The sequence below is a fragment of the uncultured Methanobrevibacter sp. genome, assembly GCF_900316895.1.
In the GTDB taxonomy this organism is placed as follows: domain Archaea; phylum Methanobacteriota; class Methanobacteria; order Methanobacteriales; family Methanobacteriaceae; genus Methanocatella.
Genome location: NZ_ONER01000041.1, coordinates 1 through 17,125 on the forward strand (window position 1 = coordinate 1; position 17,125 = coordinate 17,125).

General features: G+C 39.6%; 17 protein-coding genes and 1 pseudogene. 5 read left to right on the forward strand and 13 right to left on the reverse strand.

What is annotated here, in order from left to right:
* Positions 1-702: pseudogene (locus QZN27_RS05725) on the forward strand (DNA ligase); the annotation flags it as partial.
* Here QZN27_RS05725 and QZN27_RS05730 read toward each other — a convergent pair.
* From QZN27_RS05730 to QZN27_RS05740, 3 genes are all read right to left on the reverse strand, one after another.
* Positions 699-923: a hypothetical protein gene (locus QZN27_RS05730; protein WP_296784837.1), complete on the reverse strand. Its 225-nt coding sequence runs from the start codon at positions 921-923 to the stop codon at positions 699-701. The pseudogene QZN27_RS05725 and the gene QZN27_RS05730 sit on opposite strands and share 4 nt — an antisense overlap.
* Before the next feature lie 59 nt (positions 924-982).
* A complete protein-coding gene (locus tag QZN27_RS05735) occupies positions 983-1,894 on the reverse strand; it encodes a hypothetical protein (RefSeq protein WP_296784840.1) in 912 nt (303 codons plus the stop codon).
* 147 nt (positions 1,895-2,041) lie between these two features.
* Positions 2,042-2,611, reverse strand: a complete 570-nt coding sequence (locus tag QZN27_RS05740) for a queuosine precursor transporter (protein ID WP_367237657.1) — start codon at positions 2,609-2,611, stop codon at positions 2,042-2,044.
* Here QZN27_RS05740 and QZN27_RS05745 point away from each other — a divergent pair.
* The 3 genes from QZN27_RS05745 (at position 2,541) to glmM (QZN27_RS05755) (ending at position 4,587) form a co-directional block, all read left to right on the forward strand.
* Positions 2,541-2,699 (forward strand): hypothetical protein, encoded by a 159-nt coding sequence (locus tag QZN27_RS05745; protein ID WP_296784851.1) that lies wholly within the window; start codon positions 2,541-2,543, stop codon positions 2,697-2,699. The genes QZN27_RS05740 and QZN27_RS05745 overlap by 71 nt on opposite strands.
* A gap of 61 nt (positions 2,700-2,760) precedes the next feature.
* Entirely contained in the window at positions 2,761-3,159 is a 399-nt protein-coding gene (locus QZN27_RS05750; protein ID WP_296784861.1) for an exodeoxyribonuclease VII large subunit, read from the forward strand.
* Positions 3,160-3,222: 63 nt separating this feature from the next.
* The gene (gene glmM / locus QZN27_RS05755; protein WP_296784865.1) at positions 3,223-4,587 is read left to right on the forward strand and encodes a phosphoglucosamine mutase; all 1,365 of its coding nucleotides are present in this window, start codon (positions 3,223-3,225) and stop codon (positions 4,585-4,587) included.
* A 164-nt stretch (positions 4,588-4,751) separates the two neighbouring features.
* On the opposite strand, the gene QZN27_RS05760 is transcribed toward glmM (QZN27_RS05755), so the two are convergent.
* From QZN27_RS05760 to glmU, 5 genes are read right to left on the reverse strand one after another with little or no spacing between them, the layout of a single operon-like run.
* Positions 4,752-5,888 (reverse strand): tetratricopeptide repeat protein, encoded by a 1,137-nt coding sequence (locus QZN27_RS05760; protein ID WP_296784876.1) that lies wholly within the window; start codon positions 5,886-5,888, stop codon positions 4,752-4,754.
* 12 nt (positions 5,889-5,900) lie between these two features.
* Positions 5,901-6,605 carry an anaerobic ribonucleoside-triphosphate reductase activating protein gene (locus QZN27_RS05765; protein ID WP_296784879.1) on the reverse strand — a complete coding sequence of 235 codons (705 nt, stop codon included), beginning with the start codon at positions 6,603-6,605 and terminating at the stop codon, positions 5,901-5,903.
* On the reverse strand, positions 6,605-7,705 hold the full coding sequence (hisC, locus tag QZN27_RS05770; RefSeq protein ID WP_296784891.1) for a histidinol-phosphate transaminase: 1,101 nt from the start codon (positions 7,703-7,705) through the stop codon (positions 6,605-6,607). The genes QZN27_RS05765 and hisC overlap by 1 nt, the downstream gene beginning before the upstream one ends.
* A 3-nt stretch (positions 7,706-7,708) precedes the next feature.
* A complete protein-coding gene (locus tag QZN27_RS05775) occupies positions 7,709-8,191 on the reverse strand; it encodes a gamma carbonic anhydrase family protein (RefSeq protein WP_296784894.1) in 483 nt (160 codons plus the stop codon).
* An 11-nt stretch (positions 8,192-8,202) separates the two neighbouring features.
* Positions 8,203-9,492 (reverse strand): bifunctional sugar-1-phosphate nucleotidylyltransferase/acetyltransferase, encoded by a 1,290-nt coding sequence (glmU, locus tag QZN27_RS05780; protein WP_296784912.1) that lies wholly within the window; start codon positions 9,490-9,492, stop codon positions 8,203-8,205.
* Between the two features lie 154 nt (positions 9,493-9,646).
* Here glmU and QZN27_RS05785 point away from each other — a divergent pair, with 154 nt between their 5' ends.
* Positions 9,647-9,814: a rubredoxin gene (locus tag QZN27_RS05785; protein WP_296784897.1), complete on the forward strand. Its 168-nt coding sequence runs from the start codon at positions 9,647-9,649 to the stop codon at positions 9,812-9,814.
* A gap of 70 nt (positions 9,815-9,884) precedes the next feature.
* Here the strand turns inward: QZN27_RS05785 and glmM (QZN27_RS05790) are convergent, their stop codons facing one another.
* The 5 genes from glmM (QZN27_RS05790) to QZN27_RS05810 form a co-directional block, all read right to left on the reverse strand.
* Positions 9,885-11,222 (reverse strand): phosphoglucosamine mutase, encoded by a 1,338-nt coding sequence (gene glmM / locus QZN27_RS05790; RefSeq protein ID WP_296784900.1) that lies wholly within the window; start codon positions 11,220-11,222, stop codon positions 9,885-9,887.
* 8 nt (positions 11,223-11,230) lie between these two features.
* A complete protein-coding gene (locus QZN27_RS05795) occupies positions 11,231-12,469 on the reverse strand; it encodes a 2,3-bisphosphoglycerate-independent phosphoglycerate mutase (RefSeq protein WP_296784902.1) in 1,239 nt (412 codons plus the stop codon).
* 75 nt (positions 12,470-12,544) lie between these two features.
* Positions 12,545-13,243 (reverse strand): TIGR00297 family protein, encoded by a 699-nt coding sequence (locus QZN27_RS05800; RefSeq protein ID WP_296784904.1) that lies wholly within the window; start codon positions 13,241-13,243, stop codon positions 12,545-12,547.
* 310 nt (positions 13,244-13,553) lie between these two features.
* On the reverse strand, positions 13,554-16,004 hold the full coding sequence (locus tag QZN27_RS05805) for an Ig-like domain-containing protein (RefSeq protein WP_296784906.1): 2,451 nt from the start codon (positions 16,002-16,004) through the stop codon (positions 13,554-13,556).
* A partial coding sequence (locus tag QZN27_RS05810) for a hypothetical protein (RefSeq protein WP_296784907.1) occupies positions 15,976-17,125 on the reverse strand: 1,150 nt, incomplete at its 5' end. The genes QZN27_RS05810 and QZN27_RS05805, both read right to left, overlap by 29 nt.

Consider the following 17,125-nt stretch of genomic DNA (forward strand, 5'->3'; position numbering starts at 1 on the left):
AAGCATAATGTGGAAGAGGCAATGGAAAATGTGCCTTTGAAATTATACCTATTTGACGTGATGTATTATAAGGTTCCGATGATTGATGAGCCTTTGAAGGAAAGAAGAAAAATCCTTGAAAGCATTGTTGACACCTCTGTTGACGAGATGAACCTGAGCACAATGAAAGTGGGAACTCCTGACAACATCGAAGACATTCAGGAACTGTTCGAATGGTCAATCAACGAGGGCCATGAGGGAATCATGATCAAGGACTGCTGCGAACCTTACATCCCAGGGCTCAGAGGCAAAAAGATGCTCAAATATAAGGCAGAGCCTGAAACACTGGACATGGTTGTCATCGGAGGAACATACGGTATCGGAAAAAGGGGAGACTTCGTCGGCTCATACCTGGTGGCGCTTAGGGATGAAAACAATGACTTCAAAAGCATAGCGCTGGTCGGAACCGGCCTTGACGATGCAACTCTCGAATATCTCACAGGCAGAATGAAGGAGCTTGAGATTTCAACAAAGGGCCGTGAAATCAAGGTCGAGCCAAAAATAGTTCTGGAAATTGCATTTTCAGAGATTGTGGAATCACCGGAATATGAAACAGGATACTCACTGAGATTCCCTGTCGTCAAAAATATCAGAAAGGATAAAAGCCCGATGGATGCGGATACCGTCGAAAGACTGATTTCCATGTATGAAACCGGAAATTAGAATATAATCTTTTTAAGTTCCTGAAGATGCTCTCTAGAACAATTAGTGGCTTTTACGATAAGTTCATCATCAAAAGAATTTTCCAACATATTCATGATAATTTCATCTTCAGTTTCTTTTTTACCTTTTTTAACACCTTCTTTAATACCCTTATTGTATCCAGAATCGAACTGATACTCCAGTTCGGTTTGAACAAACAATTCTTCAACAGACATCTGCATAACAACCACCATATAATCTTAAAATTAAAAAAAATAATGAAACAATCAATAAGATTATCTCATTTACTAGCCAAATATTTTGTTTTAAGTTCCTGAAGATGTTCTCTAGAACAATTTGTGACTTTTAAAATAAATTCATCATCCGCAGAATTTTCCAACATATTCATGATAATTTCATCCTCCCTTTCCCCCTTACCTTTTTTAACACCTTTTTCAACACCTTTTTCAACACCTTCTTTAATACCCTGATCGTATCCGGAATCGAACACATACTCCCGTTCGGTTTGAACAAACAATTCTTCAACAGACATCTGCATACCTACCACCTCATTCAATTTATCTTGCTCCTCTTTTGTCTTAACGAAATTTTCTATCTGAAAAGAGATTAACGAATCAATGACAACTCTCCTATACTCGGCGATATAGTCAATTTTTTTCAGAACGCTGCAAACCCTTTTAAGCATTTTCTCCTTGGAACTGTCCTTAACAGACAAAGTGACGAATATCAAAGTCAATTCATCATGAACAGTAATTTTCTTATTATCATTAACTTTATCTTCAATAGTATTTAATTCTTTTGGCAAACCCATCTTCTGGAGATACTTGATTATGGGAGCAAATACAATCGACCGTCCGATTTCAACAGTTTCCTTACATGAATCGGGATTTGCAAAACTAATGATGAAACTGTCCATAATGGCTCCAATCTCGGCAGATTTCAAATTGTTATATTCCCAAATCCTGCTTAAGGTATCATCATTAATATCCTTAACTTCAAATTCCCAGTTCTGCAATGTGTTATCATCAACCAGCGCCAGCCGGTCCAATCTCCTATGGGCGCCGTACAGCGTATGCACCTCTGTTCCCAGTTCCCTGATGATTTTTTTGTATTCTCCGAAATATTTCAAAAAATCATCACCGTAAGTGGAAAAGAGAATCTTGGATGTCTTGTCATATAATCCGTCAATCATTTAATTAGCTCCAAATATTTTTCTGAGAAAATCTACGTAATTAAGAGTTGAACTGCAAATAATAAATAGTTTTTGTTGTAAATGAAAGCAATTTAACGCTTTAAAGTCAATATTGCAAGGACACTGCAAAAATAATTTAAAAAGAAATTAGTTTTCCGGAAGAGCTTTGACCCTGCCGATAACATATCTGGTCAAAGGATAGACTATGATTTCATAGACTGTCTTGACAATCGCCTGAACAAATATCATTGCAATCAGGGCCTCTGTAGGCATGGTTCCAAAGAATGCGATTGTGATGTATATCATCGCGTCCATACCCTCTCCGAAAAATGTTGAAACGATGCATCTTACGAATAGCTTTTTCTCATCAACTTTTTTTAGATATACCATTACCTTTGCATTGACCAGGCTTCCAACGATATATGCTATGAATCCGGCTGTCAAAAGCCTCCATGTTGAGCCCAAAACTATGGCATAGGCCTCCGAATTTGTAAAGAATTCAGGTGCAGGCGCCCATATTGTAAAGGTAAAGCAGATTACTGCAACCAGATTCATGAAAAATCCTAGAAAAATTACCCTTCGCGCCTTTTCATAGCCATACACCTCAGCCAGAATGTCATTGATGATGTATACCACAGGAAAGATTATGACTCCGCAGGGAAGGACAAAGGAAAAAAAGGAAAAAGTCTTTCCCGCAATTATATTCGATACAATCAGTCATGCAGTGAAAACGCCGGTTATGATTGCATACAATTCGGTTTTGGTCAAATCTTCAAACATAATTATACTATATTTTCCACCTTAAATAAATTTTACAAGTCAAAATCCTATCGAGTATATTTATTTCAAAATCCAATCATGAAATCATGGAAATCACAGACGACAAATTATTGAAAATCGCTCTGATAACTTCACTTATAGGAATAATAGGTTTGATAGCATTTACACCAACAATAGAAGTTAAGGAAGTCGACATCAAGGACATAAACCGTGGAATGATTGATGAAGAGGTAAGGCTTGACGGGGTAATAAGCGACATTGCCCAGTCAAAATCGAAGACAAGCTACTTTTTAACCATCAATGACGGGGAGGCACAGATACAGCTGATCATATTTGAAAGCCAGGTTGCCGAGATACAGTCCAGAAACATTGACATTGAGGATTTCAGGGGGCATAAGGTCGAGGTTGTCGGAACGGTCACCCAGTACAACTCAGAGATGGAACTTATTTTATCAAGCGGGGACAGCCTGAGGATGGTAAATTAACAATATATTTTTATTCATTGAATTTCAAAAATAATATAGAATAAATTAAAAGGAATTTAAAATATGTCTGATAAAAAAAGATTATTCGGAACTTTTGGAGTTAGAAGAACCGCAAATGATGTTCTTACTCCTGAATTCGCATCAAGGCTTGCAGCCTGTTACGGCACATTGGTCAAAGGAACAGTTGCTGTTGGCGGAGACACCAGAACCTCCACTTTGATGTTAAAGCAGGCAGTGACTGCCGGCCTTTTGTCAAGCGGATGTGACGTGGTGGACTTGGGAATCCTGCCTACTCCCGGCGTTCAATATGCAGTCCGCAAATACTATGACGGAGGAGTGATGATAACCGCTTCACATAACCCTCCACAATACAACGGGCTCAAATTCCTGGATGAGGACGGTATAGGAATACCTGACGAAATGGACATTGAGATTGAAAGATTATACTTCGATGCCGAACCGGACCGTGTAGAGTTCCATGAAATCGGCCAGCTTTACCAGAATAACGAGGTAATTGACGAGTATGTTGATGAGGCCGTCTCCAAGGTGGACGTAGATGCAATTCGCGAAGCAAACCTGAAAGTGGTTGTGGATTGCGGATCCGGTGCGGGATGCTTTACAGCACCATACCTAATCAGAAAATTAGGCTGCGACGTGACAACCCTTAACTCACAGCCTGACGGATTTTTCCCGGGACGTAACCCTGAGCCTATTGAGGAAAACCTGCAGGAACTGATTCATGTCGTGAAGGAACTCAATGCAGATATCGGCCTTGCACATGACGGAGATGCCGACAGGACCATCTGCATCGATGAGAACGGAAGCTTCGTTTTAGGCGACAAGACATTCACCCTTGTTGAAAAGCAGATGCTTAAGGAAAACAATGGCGGAACCATCGTCACCACCGTTGCAACCTCCCAGGCAATCTATGACGTTGCCGAAGAGTATAATGGTGAAGTGATAGCTACTGCAGTTGGAGACCTGCTTGTTGCACGTAAGCTCAAGGACGAAAACGGATTGTTCGGTGGAGAGGAAAACGGCGGTTTGATTTTCCCTGATTTTGTATATGGAAGGGACGCAGTGATGACCGTTGCCAAAATACTTGAAATCGTTGCAAAAGAGAAAAAGCCATTGTCAGAACTTGTGGCTGAGCTTCCTGTTTATTATGCAAGCAAAACAAAAATCGAATGTCCGGACGATGAAAAGGAATTCGTCATGGCAAGCATAGCTGAAGAGATTCAGACAACCACTGACTTTAAGCTTGACCTTACTGACGGAGTCAAAATCCTGAAAGAGGACGGTTGGGTAATTATCAGACCTTCCGGAACCGAACCTATTTTCAGATGCTTTTCAGAGTCAGACTCACAGCAAAAGGCTGATGAGATGACCGAGTGGGGACTTGGTTTAATCAAAAAATACAAAAAATAATTAACCATTTCTCACCCAATTTTTCTTTTTATTTTAATTAAAATTACGATTAATTAAATACTAGTTTTTAATGATAATTCTAATTTAGTGATAGCTATCTTCAATATGGTGAACTTATTTGTGAAAAAATAGAAACTGCAAAACGATGATCTACATGAAGACATCTAAAAGTATTCCAAACATTCCTCTTTGAGGAAAAACGCATCTTCATTGTCAGGACTTCTGAGCAGAACCTTGTTGAAACTGTCAACGGCCTCTTCAAACTTGCCCAATTCCATCAGGACCACACCTTTATTCAGCAGGAAGTCGATGTTGTTCTTTTCAAGGTCAATTGCTCTGTTGAAACATTCCAAAGCTTCATCGAATTTTCCCAAATCAATATATGCATTGCCCATCCTGTTGATTGCAGCGGCATCAACCTCCGAATCATCCAGACAGACTTCAACTGCCTTGTCAAAAGACTCAATGGCCTCTTCCAGCATTCCCATATCGCTCAGAAGGTTTCCGCGGGAATTCCAGACCTCCGGGTTTTCACCGTCAATGACTATAAGCTTGTCATATACCCTTAATGCATCGTCATACCTTCCAAGCATCTCAAGAATGAATCCTCTCCAATACAGAACAATAGGGCTGCTTGGACGATAGTTATAGGCGATGTTGCTCACTTTCAATGCCTCATTGATATTTCCTGAATTCAGAAGTGCAATTGCCTTGTTGTTCAGGATATAAATGTTGGCAGGCTCAAATTCCAGTGCCTTGTCATAACACTCAATGGCTTCGATGAACTTGCCCAGCCTTGACAGGTTATCCCCCTGCTTATTCAAAAGGTATACATCATGAGGGTCCAGCCTGAGGGCGGCATCATAGCACATTGTCGACTTGTCGAACTTACCGCTGTCAAATAGAATGTCGGCCCTTTTTGTAATCATGGCCTTTTCATCTATCTTGTCCCCTCTCCAATCATCGATGTGGATTTTTTCAAAATGGATTATCTGAAATTCATCATTCGGATCAATCCTGCCGCCGTACATTTTCTTGAATTCCCTAAGCATGTCCTTGGAGTCCTTAAAGCCTTCCTCGACGGCAAGCGCATCATTGTCCTTAATTTCAGAAAAGGGGACCGTTTCAATGTCGGTTACAAAAGCTTCAAAAATCTTCATCTTTTCCTTTGAAACCAGGTTCCAATAGCAGTATAATCTGTCTCCAACCTTAAGAGGTGTTTTCCATGCCTTACGTATAGTATGGGTCTTCTTACCCGTAATTACATCAATATCATTACTTGAAAATGACAAAATCGGCATATTAAACACTCCCTAAATTACCTGTTCCCCAAATTCTCCTGACTTAACCTTGACGATGCCGTCAAAATACGGCTTGATTTCACGAGCCAAATCAGCCAATTCATGAGGGTTGGGAACCTCCACCTTTTCAAGGGCAGGGTCCAAAACATTTTTGTTCCTGAATTGCTGAATGGTATAAACCTCAGCCTCTATTTCATCAACAAGATTCATAATATCTTTTTTAGTGTGCAAAGTCGGGACATAAGTTGTCCTGATTTCTAAGTGAACCCCGGCTTCGTTAATCAATTCCATTGATTTTTTAACCTGAAAACCAATGTTTGCTCCTGTTATCTTTCGGTATTTTGAAAATGTTGTTTTAACGTCAAGTGAAACATAATCCAACAAGTCCAAATCAAGGATCTTTTTAAGCCTGTCCGGATAAATTCCACTTGTGTCGAGTTTTGTCTTGAGGCCAATCTGGCGAACATACTTTAATATCTCAATTACTGCATCTGTCTGAACTAACGGTTCCCCACCGGAAATCACAATAGCATCTAAAAAATCAGCTGATGAATCAATTTCTTGAGTAATCTCTTCAAATGATTTTTCAGTATTATCCTCCAGCAATTCCACATTATGGCAGTATCTGCATGCCAACGGACATTTTGACATGAACAGAACCAGGCTCATATTCCCATGGAATTCAACAGAGGATATTACGCTACCGCCTACATACATTAGTTTAAAACCTCTTTTAAAATTTCAATAAATTTCTTATCTTCCTCAAGAGTACAAATGCTGATTCTAATCCAGAATTCATCCAGACCCTTAAAGGAAGTGCAATCCCTTACGATGATTCCTTTCTTCATCAGTTCCAATGCCAATTCACTGGCTGTGAAACCGGTGTCTTCAACACGAATCAGCATGAAGTTTGATTTGGATGGGAAAACCTCCAATCCTTCGATTTTTGACACTTCATCATACAGGTATTGCCTTGACTCGATTCCTTTTTCGATGGAATCCCTGATGTAGTCCTTGTCCCTGAAAGTATTGAGGGCAGCTACGAAAGATAATCTTGTAAGGGAAAATACCGGCTTGATTCTGTGCATGTATTCAATGACCTGTTCACATGCAAGACCATAACCTATTCTCATACCTGCAAGACCCAATACCTTAGACATGGTACGTATGATAAATATATTATCAAATTCATTAATCAAATCCTTGTTTGTAACTTCTGAGTATTCAAAATAAGCTTCATCTATAACAACTAATATATCGGGATTTTTTGATGCTATATCCCTCAGAACTTCCTTTTCAATCAATGTCCCTGTAGGGTTGTTCGGACTGCAGAGGAAAATCATCTTGGTTTTGGGAGTTATTGCCTCATAGATTGATTCGACATCCAGCTCATTTGCATCCAAATCCCATTTTGCATACACGGGTTTTGCACCGTACTGCTTCAGCAAATATTCATAATACATATATGACGGCAAAGGAACTATGAATTCATCCCCGTTATCGATGAATGTCTTTGCAAGCACATCAATGACTTCGTCAGCGCCGTCTCCGCCAATGATGACCTGGGAGTCCTTAACGCCGGAATAATCTGCCATCTCAGATACCAGTTCATGCAATTGTGATTCAGGATATCTGTTGATTGATGCTATCTCATCCTGAATGGCTTTCATGGCCTTTGGAGATGGGCCCCATGGATTTTCATTTGAACCCAATTTAATGATATCCTCTTTTTTAAGGTTAAAGTCTGCTGCAATCTCATCCTGAGATCTTCCAGGGACATAAGAATCCATTTCTTCTACAATCTTCCTTGCTTTCATAGTTTAATCTTCCTTATATTGTTTGGAAAGCTTTACGTAATTATCAGCGTTCCTTTGAATCATGCTAATCTGTTCCGGAGTGACTTCTTTTACTGCCTTTGCCGGAACGCCCAATATCAGACTTCCTTCCGGGAATTCCTTTCCTTCACTTACTACGGCTCCGGCTCCAACAATTGAGTTTTTGGAAATGTGTGCGCCATTCAATACTGTGGCATTCATTCCAATCAGGACATTATCATCTAGCTTGCATCCATGAACGACTGCGCCATGACCTACTGAAACATTTTCTCCAATTTCAACAGGAAATCCTTTAGTGCAGTGAACTACACAGTTATCCTGAACATTGGAGTTGTTTCCTATGGTTATAGAATCTGTGTCTCCGCGAACAACAGCTCCGAACCAAATTGACACATCTTCGCCTAATTCAACATCCCCCATTATCTGGGCACCTGGACATATTACAATAGAGTCTTTTTTATTTTCCATAATATCGCCAATTATTTATGTTTCTTATTTTTATCTTGGATGATATGATTCTGTTTTACCAATACTCTTGTATCGGAGGGTACATCATCATACAACAAAACCCCTGAACCGATGGTGGAATTGTAGCCCACCTTTACGCCCGGTGAAAAACTTGAGTTGATACCTGTCTTTACGGCATCCCCAATGATGGATCCGAGCTTACGCCTTCCGCTGTCAATCATCTGATTTTTGATTTTGGTCTTGACGGAGCGGTTATCGAAACGCAGGTTTGCAATGTTGGTTCCTGCGGCTATATTGCAGTTTGAACCGATCACTGAGTCTCCAACATAACTCAGGTGACTGACATTGGTATTTTCCATAATGATTGAATTTTTAATCTCGACTGCATTTCCCACATGGACATGGTCTCCAAGGTAGGAATTGCCTCTGATATAAGAGTTAGGGCCTATGTCACAGTTTTTGCCTATGTAAACGTTTCCTTCAATGTAAACGCCGGCCCTGATAATGCTTCCCTCATCCAAAAATATTTCCCCGTGGATGTGAGCGCCATCCTCAATTTTTCCTCTGATTTCTGTTTTGAGCTGACCGATCAACTCTTCGTTTACTTCAATTAATTCCCATGGCCTTCCGACGTCAATCCAGTCCTTGTCTGTTTTGTGCCCCATTACCTTTTTGCCGTCAGCAATCTGCAGGGAAACGGAATCGGTAATTTCATATTCTCCACGTTCGGAAACTTCTGTCTTTTCAATCTTATCAAAAATGTCCTTATTGAAAATGTAAATACCTGCATTTACAAGGTTGCTTGGAGCCTCTTCCAGTTTAGGCTTTTCGACAATGCTTTTGATGTTTCCGTCATCAATTTCAACAACACCAAAAGCGGAAGGGTCTTCAACTTCAGTCAAAAGCATCAGGGTGTCTGGGTTTGACTTGTCATACTCCTGAATGAATTCATTGATGATTTCATTATCAAGAATGATGTCCCCGTTAAGCACAATCAGGCTGTCATCGATGAAATCCTTACCATATCCTATTGCGTTAGCGGTTCCCAAAAAGTCCTCTTGGGTTTGGTAATATATGTTAACTCCAAAATCGCTACCATCTCCGAAATACTCCCGAACCATCTCTTCCTTATATCTGACAATCAACAGGATGTCATTGATTCCATTGTCTCTCAATGATTCAATATTGTATTGGATGATAGGTTTTCCAGCGACCGGCAACATGGTTTTAGGCTTTGTAAGTGTTAATGGCCTCATTCTTGAACCTTCACCGGCACTTAAAATAATTGCTTTCACTTTAATTATCCCCTTAAAAATTATCTAATAATATTATATTTTTAGTTCTTTTACTTATAAAAAAATTTTGGATAAACAAATGAAAATTATTAAATAATAGTTATAATAAACTAAAAATCATATTAGCTATGCTAATGCAAAAATTTTAGGAGATTATAAAATGACTGTTTATGTTTGCTTACATTGTGAATACAGATTTGATACAGAAAAAGGCGACCCTGCTTACAACATTCCTGCTGGAAAAACTCCTGCAGACATGCCAGAAGACTGGGTTTGCCCAGAATGCGCAGCTTTAGGTATTGAAGCATTTATCGCAGAAGAAGAATAATCGCTTCTTCTATTCTTTTATTTTTTTACACCAATCACCATAAAAAAAGAGTTAAGATGAAATAATCATCTTATAAATTATCATTAATTATTTTTACGCAGATATCCCTTATCTCTTCAGCCCTTTGGCTGTCACGGGATTCCAGAGTTATCCTGATATAGTCTTCGGTTCCTGATGGCCTTACAAGCACCCAGCTGTCATCGGCAAATGTCAGCCTTACGCCGTCAAGGGAGTTCACATCAACTATATCATCGAAAGCATCCTTCAAAAGATCTTCCATATTTTCCATTACCTTGATTTTCGCTTCCTTGGAGCAGGTAATCTTTTCACGGATATTCGGATACTGCGGAATTTGAGCAAGCAGGTCTGATAGCTTTCCGTCCCTTGATACGATTTCAGCCATTCTCAAACCGGAAAGAATTCCGTCAGGACACATGCAGAAGTCAGGGTGCAGCCATGTTCCTGATGGCTCCCCGCCGAATGCGGCATCCTTTTCAATGATGACTTCAGCCACATTGACATCACCTACAGGAGTTCTTAAGACTTCTCCATTTACGGATTCGTCCATACATAATCCCGCATCAACAGTGGTTACGATATCCCCTTCAAATTCCTTTGATATCAATGCCAAAAGTGAATCGAATGGTGATACATTACCCTTTTCATCGACTGTTATCATCCTGTCTGCATCTCCGTCGTGAGCTATTCCAAGGTCAGCCCCAATGGCAACGACAGTTTTCATCAATGTCTGAAGGTTTTCTGCATTTGGTTCAGGGTTGCGGCCAGGGAAAAAACCGTCCGGCTGTGAGTTCAGGGTTGTCACTTCACATCCCGCCTTTCTAAATACTAAAGGTGATATTTCGCTTCCGGCTCCGGATGCGCAGTCAACTACAACCTTCAGGCCTTTTTTGATGTCAACCATGTCCACCAAATCGTCAATGTATTGGCCTTTTATTTCTTCATTCACACTCAATTTACCGACATTTTCCCAGCTTACTGAAATGTAGTCCTTATTGGCATATATCTCTTCGATTTTACGCTCCTGAGCTTGGGTGTATGCCATTCCGTTTTTATTCCATAGCTTTATTCCGTTATATTGTGAAGGGTTGTGGGATGCGGTAAGCATTATTCCTGCATCGGCATTCAGTTTTTCGGTAGCGTAACCAACCAATGGAGTAGGAACCATTCCGATCTTAACGACATCAACTCCACTTTCCAAAAGTCCGGCACATATTGCCTGGTCAAGCATCTGATTTGTTGTACGAGTATCATATCCGATTACAACTGTGCCCTGATTGCCAAGATAGTAAGCCAATGATTTTCCAACATTCAAAGCTAGTTCGCAGGTTACCTCTGAGCCGATCAGTCCTCTGATTCCTGATGTTCCGAATAGTTTCTTTGCTACCATTTTCTCACCTATGCACCGAATTTATGAGCATAATTCATTAAATCCATCATGATGTTCATTACATCTGACCCTCTGATTCTGTTCAATCCTCCTTTTGCGCATGCCCTTTCGGAGAATTCAGTGACATCATCAGTTCTTACTTCAGGACCCCTAATCAATACAGGCACAGGATCTCCTGAGTGGTTCATGACTGATATTGGGGTTGAATGGTCAGCTGTCAAGTAAATGTAAACGTCTTCAAGCTTGATTAATTCGCTCATGACCACTTCATCTACCTTTTCTATGAATTCCTTTTTCTCCTTGGTCTGGCCGTCATGGCCCGCTTCATCGGCACCGTCGATGTTTATCAAGAAGAAGTCATGGTCTGAGTTTTTGACCTGGTCAATGATTGTGTCACGGATATTGTCAAGGTTTGTGTCGACTCCTCCGGTAACATCTTCCATTTCAATGATGTCCATTCCTGCAAACCTTCCGATTCCCATAATCAAACCGGTTTCTGCAATGCAAGCGGAATTAACTTCATATTTCTCGTTCAGTGATTCCACAACAGGCACTTCACCCGCTCCACGTGGAATGACTATATTTGCCGGAGGTTCACCCTCTTCAATTCTTTTAATGTTAACAGGATGGTCCTTGACCATCTCATATGTTTTTACAACCAGCTTGTTTAAAATGTCTGCAGTCTTGGCCGCTTCAGGTGTGTCATCCAATGCTTTCACTTCTTTAGGTTTGTTTCCTTCGACCTTAGGGTCGGCATCGCTTACCTTATCGGAAAGGCCTTCACCTCTAAGCACAAGTACTGCCCTGTGACCTGTTGATTCCTTAAAAATGATTTTTATATCAGGATAGTCTTCCAGAACCATCTTGTTCAGTTCTTCGACTATTTCCTTTGTTCCTTCCTTGATTCTTCCCGCACGCCTGTCGGTAACGATTAAATTTTCATCAGCGGTTGAGAAATTGCACCTGAATGCAATGTCTCCAGGCAGAACTTCAACACCTACACCATTCGCTTCGAACGGACCTCTTCCGGTGTATACTTCATAAGGATTGTAACCCAATATTGATAAATGTGCAGTGTCACTTCCGGGGATGATTCCAGGAGCGATTGAATCCATTATACCAGTAATTCCTTCCGCAGCCATTTTATCCATGTTTGGAGTGTTTGCTGCTTCAAGAGGAGTCTTATTTCCTAATTCTTTGATTGGACGGTCCCCCATACCATCCATAATTAATACAATACCTTTCATTAAATATCACCTAATAATATATTCAATAATAATTTTAGCATTTGATAGTTAAATAATTTGTTTAAAAAAAAAAGTTTAGATAAGTAGAATTCCCACTATTGCACCAACAATTGTGGCCATCAAATTAACATGCTCATTTGTTATCATTCCCCTATTCTCAAATAGGGCTCCTAAAATACTGTCTGTAAAGCAACCGATAAAACCGGAGATTATTGAAACAGCAATTGCTGAAAGAGGGCTTGGAACGATTCCGAGCAGAAATGCAACTATACCGATTACGCCTGCGCCGACAATACCGACAACAGTCCCCAAAACTGAAACGGCACCATTGGTACCTGGGTCGACACTCTGAAAAGTGGTAATCAGTCTTGGATGAGGGTCCAGAACACCTATTTCAGAACCTAGTGTATCGGCAGTCGCTGTTGCAATTGCACCGATGAAACCTCCTACAAACGGCAGGTAATATCCTCCAAATGCTGCCATGAAACAGGCAACAACACCATTTGAGATAACGTTTTTGGAGGTTCTTCTTCCTTCAAACTGGCCAAGGGATCTTTTGTATTTTTTTGAATATTTTGTGGCAAGAAGTGACATCACAAGGAACAATACAATTAAAAGTAGCCAATTGACACCAGCAGAGAAGATAATTACAATCCCCATTATAATCATGACTGCTGATCCAAACAAATCCAGTGATTTTCTGTAATATGTAATGAATCCCAAAATAAATAAAAGGATTACGTAAACCCAATTTACCATTACTACCTCAACCATAATTATCACAATTCCTCTATTTAATAATGTTATGTTCAAAATGATATAAATAGATTTTTTATCGGCAAAACCGTACAATAAATCAGCCTGAAAAAACTATCAAAATAAATAAAAATTTAGTTAATTAAATTAAAATAAAACTCACAAGTATAAAAAATCTTGACCATAATTCCAAGCAAACATTAGTCAGTGATTGAAATCATAAAAATAAAATCCGGTAATCTATATGAATCAGTGAAAATTTATAAATTTCTAAAAAAAAGTAATAAAAATGGAAGCTATTAAACTTCCATATTCAAAATTTGATCAACTATTTTTTCACTTTCACTTTGCCTTTGAGCTTGTTTTGGTAGTAACTTGCAGTGTAGGTGTATTTTTTACCTTTCTTGAGCTTTTTGGTAACTTTCTTTTTAATGGTTACTTTAGCAATACCTTTTGAATTAGTCTTAGCACTGTATTTTTTGCCTTTGAACTTGAAGCCTTTAATCGGTTTGCCGTTGGTCCATTTAAGTTTGGCTTTAAGTACTAATTTTTTACCTTTTTTAACTGAAACGGTCTTCTTGACTAATTTAAGGGTTTGTTTCACTACAAGTTTGTTAGTGACTTTAGTGTTCTTATATTCGGCAGTGACTGTGTAGGTTTTAGGATTCAAGTTGATTTTGAGTCTTGCATAACCTTCACTATTGGTTCTTACTGAGTAGTGAATATTATTTGCCATGACATCAACAAACTCTCCTTCGCCGACAGGGTTACCGTCATCACCAATAGCCAATACTACATAGTAGGTTCCATCCATAAAGTCCATTGTAATGTCCTTGTTTTCAAGTAGACGTTTTACGATTGTGACTTTAGCAGTAGCTGTTTCACCGGTTGCTGTATTTATAATAGTTACATCATAGCTTCCGACAGCCAGGTGTGAGTCAGTCAAGTATGCGATACCCTGATTATCGGTTTTGACAGTGTATGTTTTGCCGTCGACAATGAATTGTACATCACTGTTTTTGAGCACATTACCATATTTGTCAAGGAATTCGGCTTGATAATCATATGGACTGTCCCAACCTCTCTTCATATCTCTGTAATTGATTGACTTGAATACGGTTACAGTGGTATTTACTGTTTTTGAGCCGTATTTTCCGTCTCCACTGTAGATTACCTCTACATCATGGGTACCTTCACCTATGCCAGGAATTGCAATGGTGTTTTCTCCACCGGTCACATTTACAACTTTAGTGGTATTTCCTATTTTAACTGTCACATTACCTTTGGCATCCTCTGGGACGGTCACTTTAACAATCACATCATCGCCCGCAAGAGTATCATTTACCTCAACGCTTACGTCACCTGATACTTTTTGTGCTTCGAATGATGTTGATGAAACATTTGACAAGTATTTGTCATCACCCAGATAGGTTGCGGTCACGTCATATACTCCTGATTGAGGAACTGAAATTTTGATTGAATTTGTTTTGGTTATGTTAATGCCGTATTCAGTGCCGTTTACATCAATAATCACATATCCTGTTGCATCGCTTGGCAAGTCAGATACTGTGATTGTTATTTCAGCCCCGTTTACTACAGCGGAAACAGACATTGGAGCATTGTTTTTGGATACTATGAACTGATCAGTAGTGGAATTGAATTCATAGTAATCATCACCAGCATATGTTGCGGTAATAGTTTTGTTTCCGGCAGCAAGGTTTTCAACATTGAATGTTGCTTTTCCGCCTTCGACTTTAGCGGTGTAGTTTACACCGTCTATTTCAATGGTCACATTGCCTTCAACATTTCCGCCTACATTCACAACAACTTTGACAACATCTCCGACATTAACGTCACTGACCTCAATGGACATTGGAGTTGGGTATTTTGGAATGTGCACTAGTTTGGTAGTTGTTACATTCAATCCGTCATTATTAGTGTAGATTACAGTAGCATTGTAGGCTCCAGGAACTTCATCAACCAGATCAATGGTTGCAGTGCCGTTTACAACAGTAGCGTTGTATGTGTGATTTCCAATCTTGATTGTTACATTACCTGTAGCATTGTCAGGGACATTAACGACTACTGTTCCGTTTCCTAAATCATCAACATTGATTCCTTCTTTAGGAGGTTGAGGAGCAACAGTAATCTTATCGGTAGCAGTATCAGGAGCGTATTTGTCATCACCGTTGTATGTTACGGTCACATTGTGTTCTCCTTTTGGAACATCCAATATGATGATTTCATTTTCGCCGCCGGATACAGGGAATGTCTTGGTGATATTGCCTATTGTGACTGTCACATTACCTGTAGCGTCTTCAGGAACGGTTACTTTAACTATTGCCGGTTCGCCTTCAGTAATGTTTTCAACAGTTACATTGATGTTGGCAGTATCGACTTTAGTAACTATCACTTTAGCGGAGTCATTAGTGCTCTGCAGGTATTTGTCGTTTTCAAGGTAAGTCACTTTGACATCATAAGTGCCTTCTTTTAATCCAGTGACATTAAGCTGACCTGCGCCATTGGTAATCACTACGTAGTAATCAACTCCACCGACATTTACATTAGCCGCACCATTGTAGTTAGGAGCTTCGATGTTGATTGTAGCGTTTTCACCGACTTTAATTTCATCACCGGTTACATTTATGCTTGAAGGGTGTTTTACAACTTCAAATACTGTGCTGTTGAATCCGGCATAGTAGTCATCGGTTTCAACAGTTCTTGCAACAATAGTGTAGTTGCCTACAACATCAGCATCCAGGAGTGTAAACCACACCATTAATAGTAACAACAACCGGAGTTGAATTGGTTACAGTGAATACGAGTTTTCCTTCAACTTCAACAACATCAGCAGCATTGATAATCACAGTAGCGTTCTGTTTAGCAACAACATTGAAAGCTGTAGCGTTGGCTAAATCAGTAGCATTGTACTTATCATCACCAAGGAAGTAAGCATGAGCAGTGTACTCACCTTCAGGCAAGCCAATGACCAGTACAGCATTCTTATTATTGATGTCTACAGTGTAATTGTGTCCGCCGACTTCAATAATCACTTTACCACTGGTTACATTATCCATAGTCACAGTAATTGTAGCATTCTGACCAACAGTAGTATTCACAACAGGAACAACAACACTATCAATCACAGCAGCGTGTTTATAGATAGTGAATGTTTTTGAAGTGCTGTTAGCATAATACTTGCTTGATTCGTAAACTGTAGCAGTGACTGTGTAGTTACCGGCAGCCAAAGCAGTAGTATCGATTACGACTTTACCATCAACAACAGGGTATTCAACACCATTAATAGTTACGTTAACAGCAGTATTGTTTTCAATTCCAATAGTGAAGTCAGTTTCAATTTCATAATTATCATTTACAGTAATATTCACACTGGAAGCATGTTTAACAACTTCAAATACGGTACTGTTGAATGCAGCATAGTATTCATCAGTTTCGGCAGATCTTGCAATAATAGTGTAATTACCGACAACATCAGCATCAAAGGTGTAATTACCATTTGCATCAGGAGTGTATTCAACACCATTAATAGTAACAACAACAGGAGTAGAGTTGGTTACGTTAAATACAAGTTTACCGTCAACCACAACAACCTTATCAGCATTGATGATTATAGTAGCATTCTGTTTAGCAACAACATTGAACACTGTAGCGTTTCCTAAGTCAGTAGCATTGTATTTTTCAGACTCTAAGTAGTAAGCATGAGCAGTGTACTCACCTTCAGGTAAAGCAACAACTAAAACAGCTTCACCATTATTGATGTCAACAGCGTAATTGTGACCACCGACTTCAATAATCACTTTACCACTGGTTACATTACCCATAGTCACAGTAATTGTAGCATTCTGACCAACAGTAGTATTCACAACAGGAACAACAACA

What these genes read in the sequence shown, in the direction of transcription:
- QZN27_RS05730 (WP_296784837.1), bottom strand. Translation starts at nt 923, where the DNA reads ATGCAGATGTCTGTTGAAGAATTGTTTGTTCAAACCGAACTGGAGTAT.
- QZN27_RS05735 (WP_296784840.1), bottom strand. Translation starts at nt 1,894, where the DNA reads ATGATTGACGGATTATATGACAAGACATCCAAGATTCTCTTTTCCACT.
- QZN27_RS05745 (WP_296784851.1), top strand. Translation starts at nt 2,541, where the DNA reads ATGACTCCGCAGGGAAGGACAAAGGAAAAAAAGGAAAAAGTCTTTCCC.
- QZN27_RS05750 (WP_296784861.1), top strand. Translation starts at nt 2,761, where the DNA reads ATGGAAATCACAGACGACAAATTATTGAAAATCGCTCTGATAACTTCA.
- glmM (WP_296784865.1), top strand. Translation starts at nt 3,223, where the DNA reads ATGTCTGATAAAAAAAGATTATTCGGAACTTTTGGAGTTAGAAGAACC.
- QZN27_RS05760 (WP_296784876.1), bottom strand. Translation starts at nt 5,888, where the DNA reads ATGCCGATTTTGTCATTTTCAAGTAATGATATTGATGTAATTACGGGT.
- QZN27_RS05765 (WP_296784879.1), bottom strand. Translation starts at nt 6,605, where the DNA reads ATGTATGTAGGCGGTAGCGTAATATCCTCTGTTGAATTCCATGGGAAT.
- hisC (WP_296784891.1), bottom strand. Translation starts at nt 7,705, where the DNA reads ATGAAAGCAAGGAAGATTGTAGAAGAAATGGATTCTTATGTCCCTGGA.
- QZN27_RS05775 (WP_296784894.1), bottom strand. Translation starts at nt 8,191, where the DNA reads ATGGAAAATAAAAAAGACTCTATTGTAATATGTCCAGGTGCCCAGATA.
- QZN27_RS05785 (WP_296784897.1), top strand. Translation starts at nt 9,647, where the DNA reads ATGACTGTTTATGTTTGCTTACATTGTGAATACAGATTTGATACAGAA.
- glmM (WP_296784900.1), bottom strand. Translation starts at nt 11,222, where the DNA reads ATGGTAGCAAAGAAACTATTCGGAACATCAGGAATCAGAGGACTGATC.
- QZN27_RS05795 (WP_296784902.1), bottom strand. Translation starts at nt 12,469, where the DNA reads ATGAAAGGTATTGTATTAATTATGGATGGTATGGGGGACCGTCCAATC.
- QZN27_RS05800 (WP_296784904.1), bottom strand. Translation starts at nt 13,243, where the DNA reads ATGGTTGAGGTAGTAATGGTAAATTGGGTTTACGTAATCCTTTTATTT.
- QZN27_RS05805 (WP_296784906.1), bottom strand. Translation starts at nt 16,004, where the DNA reads ATGGTGTGGTTTACACTCCTGGATGCTGATGTTGTAGGCAACTACACT.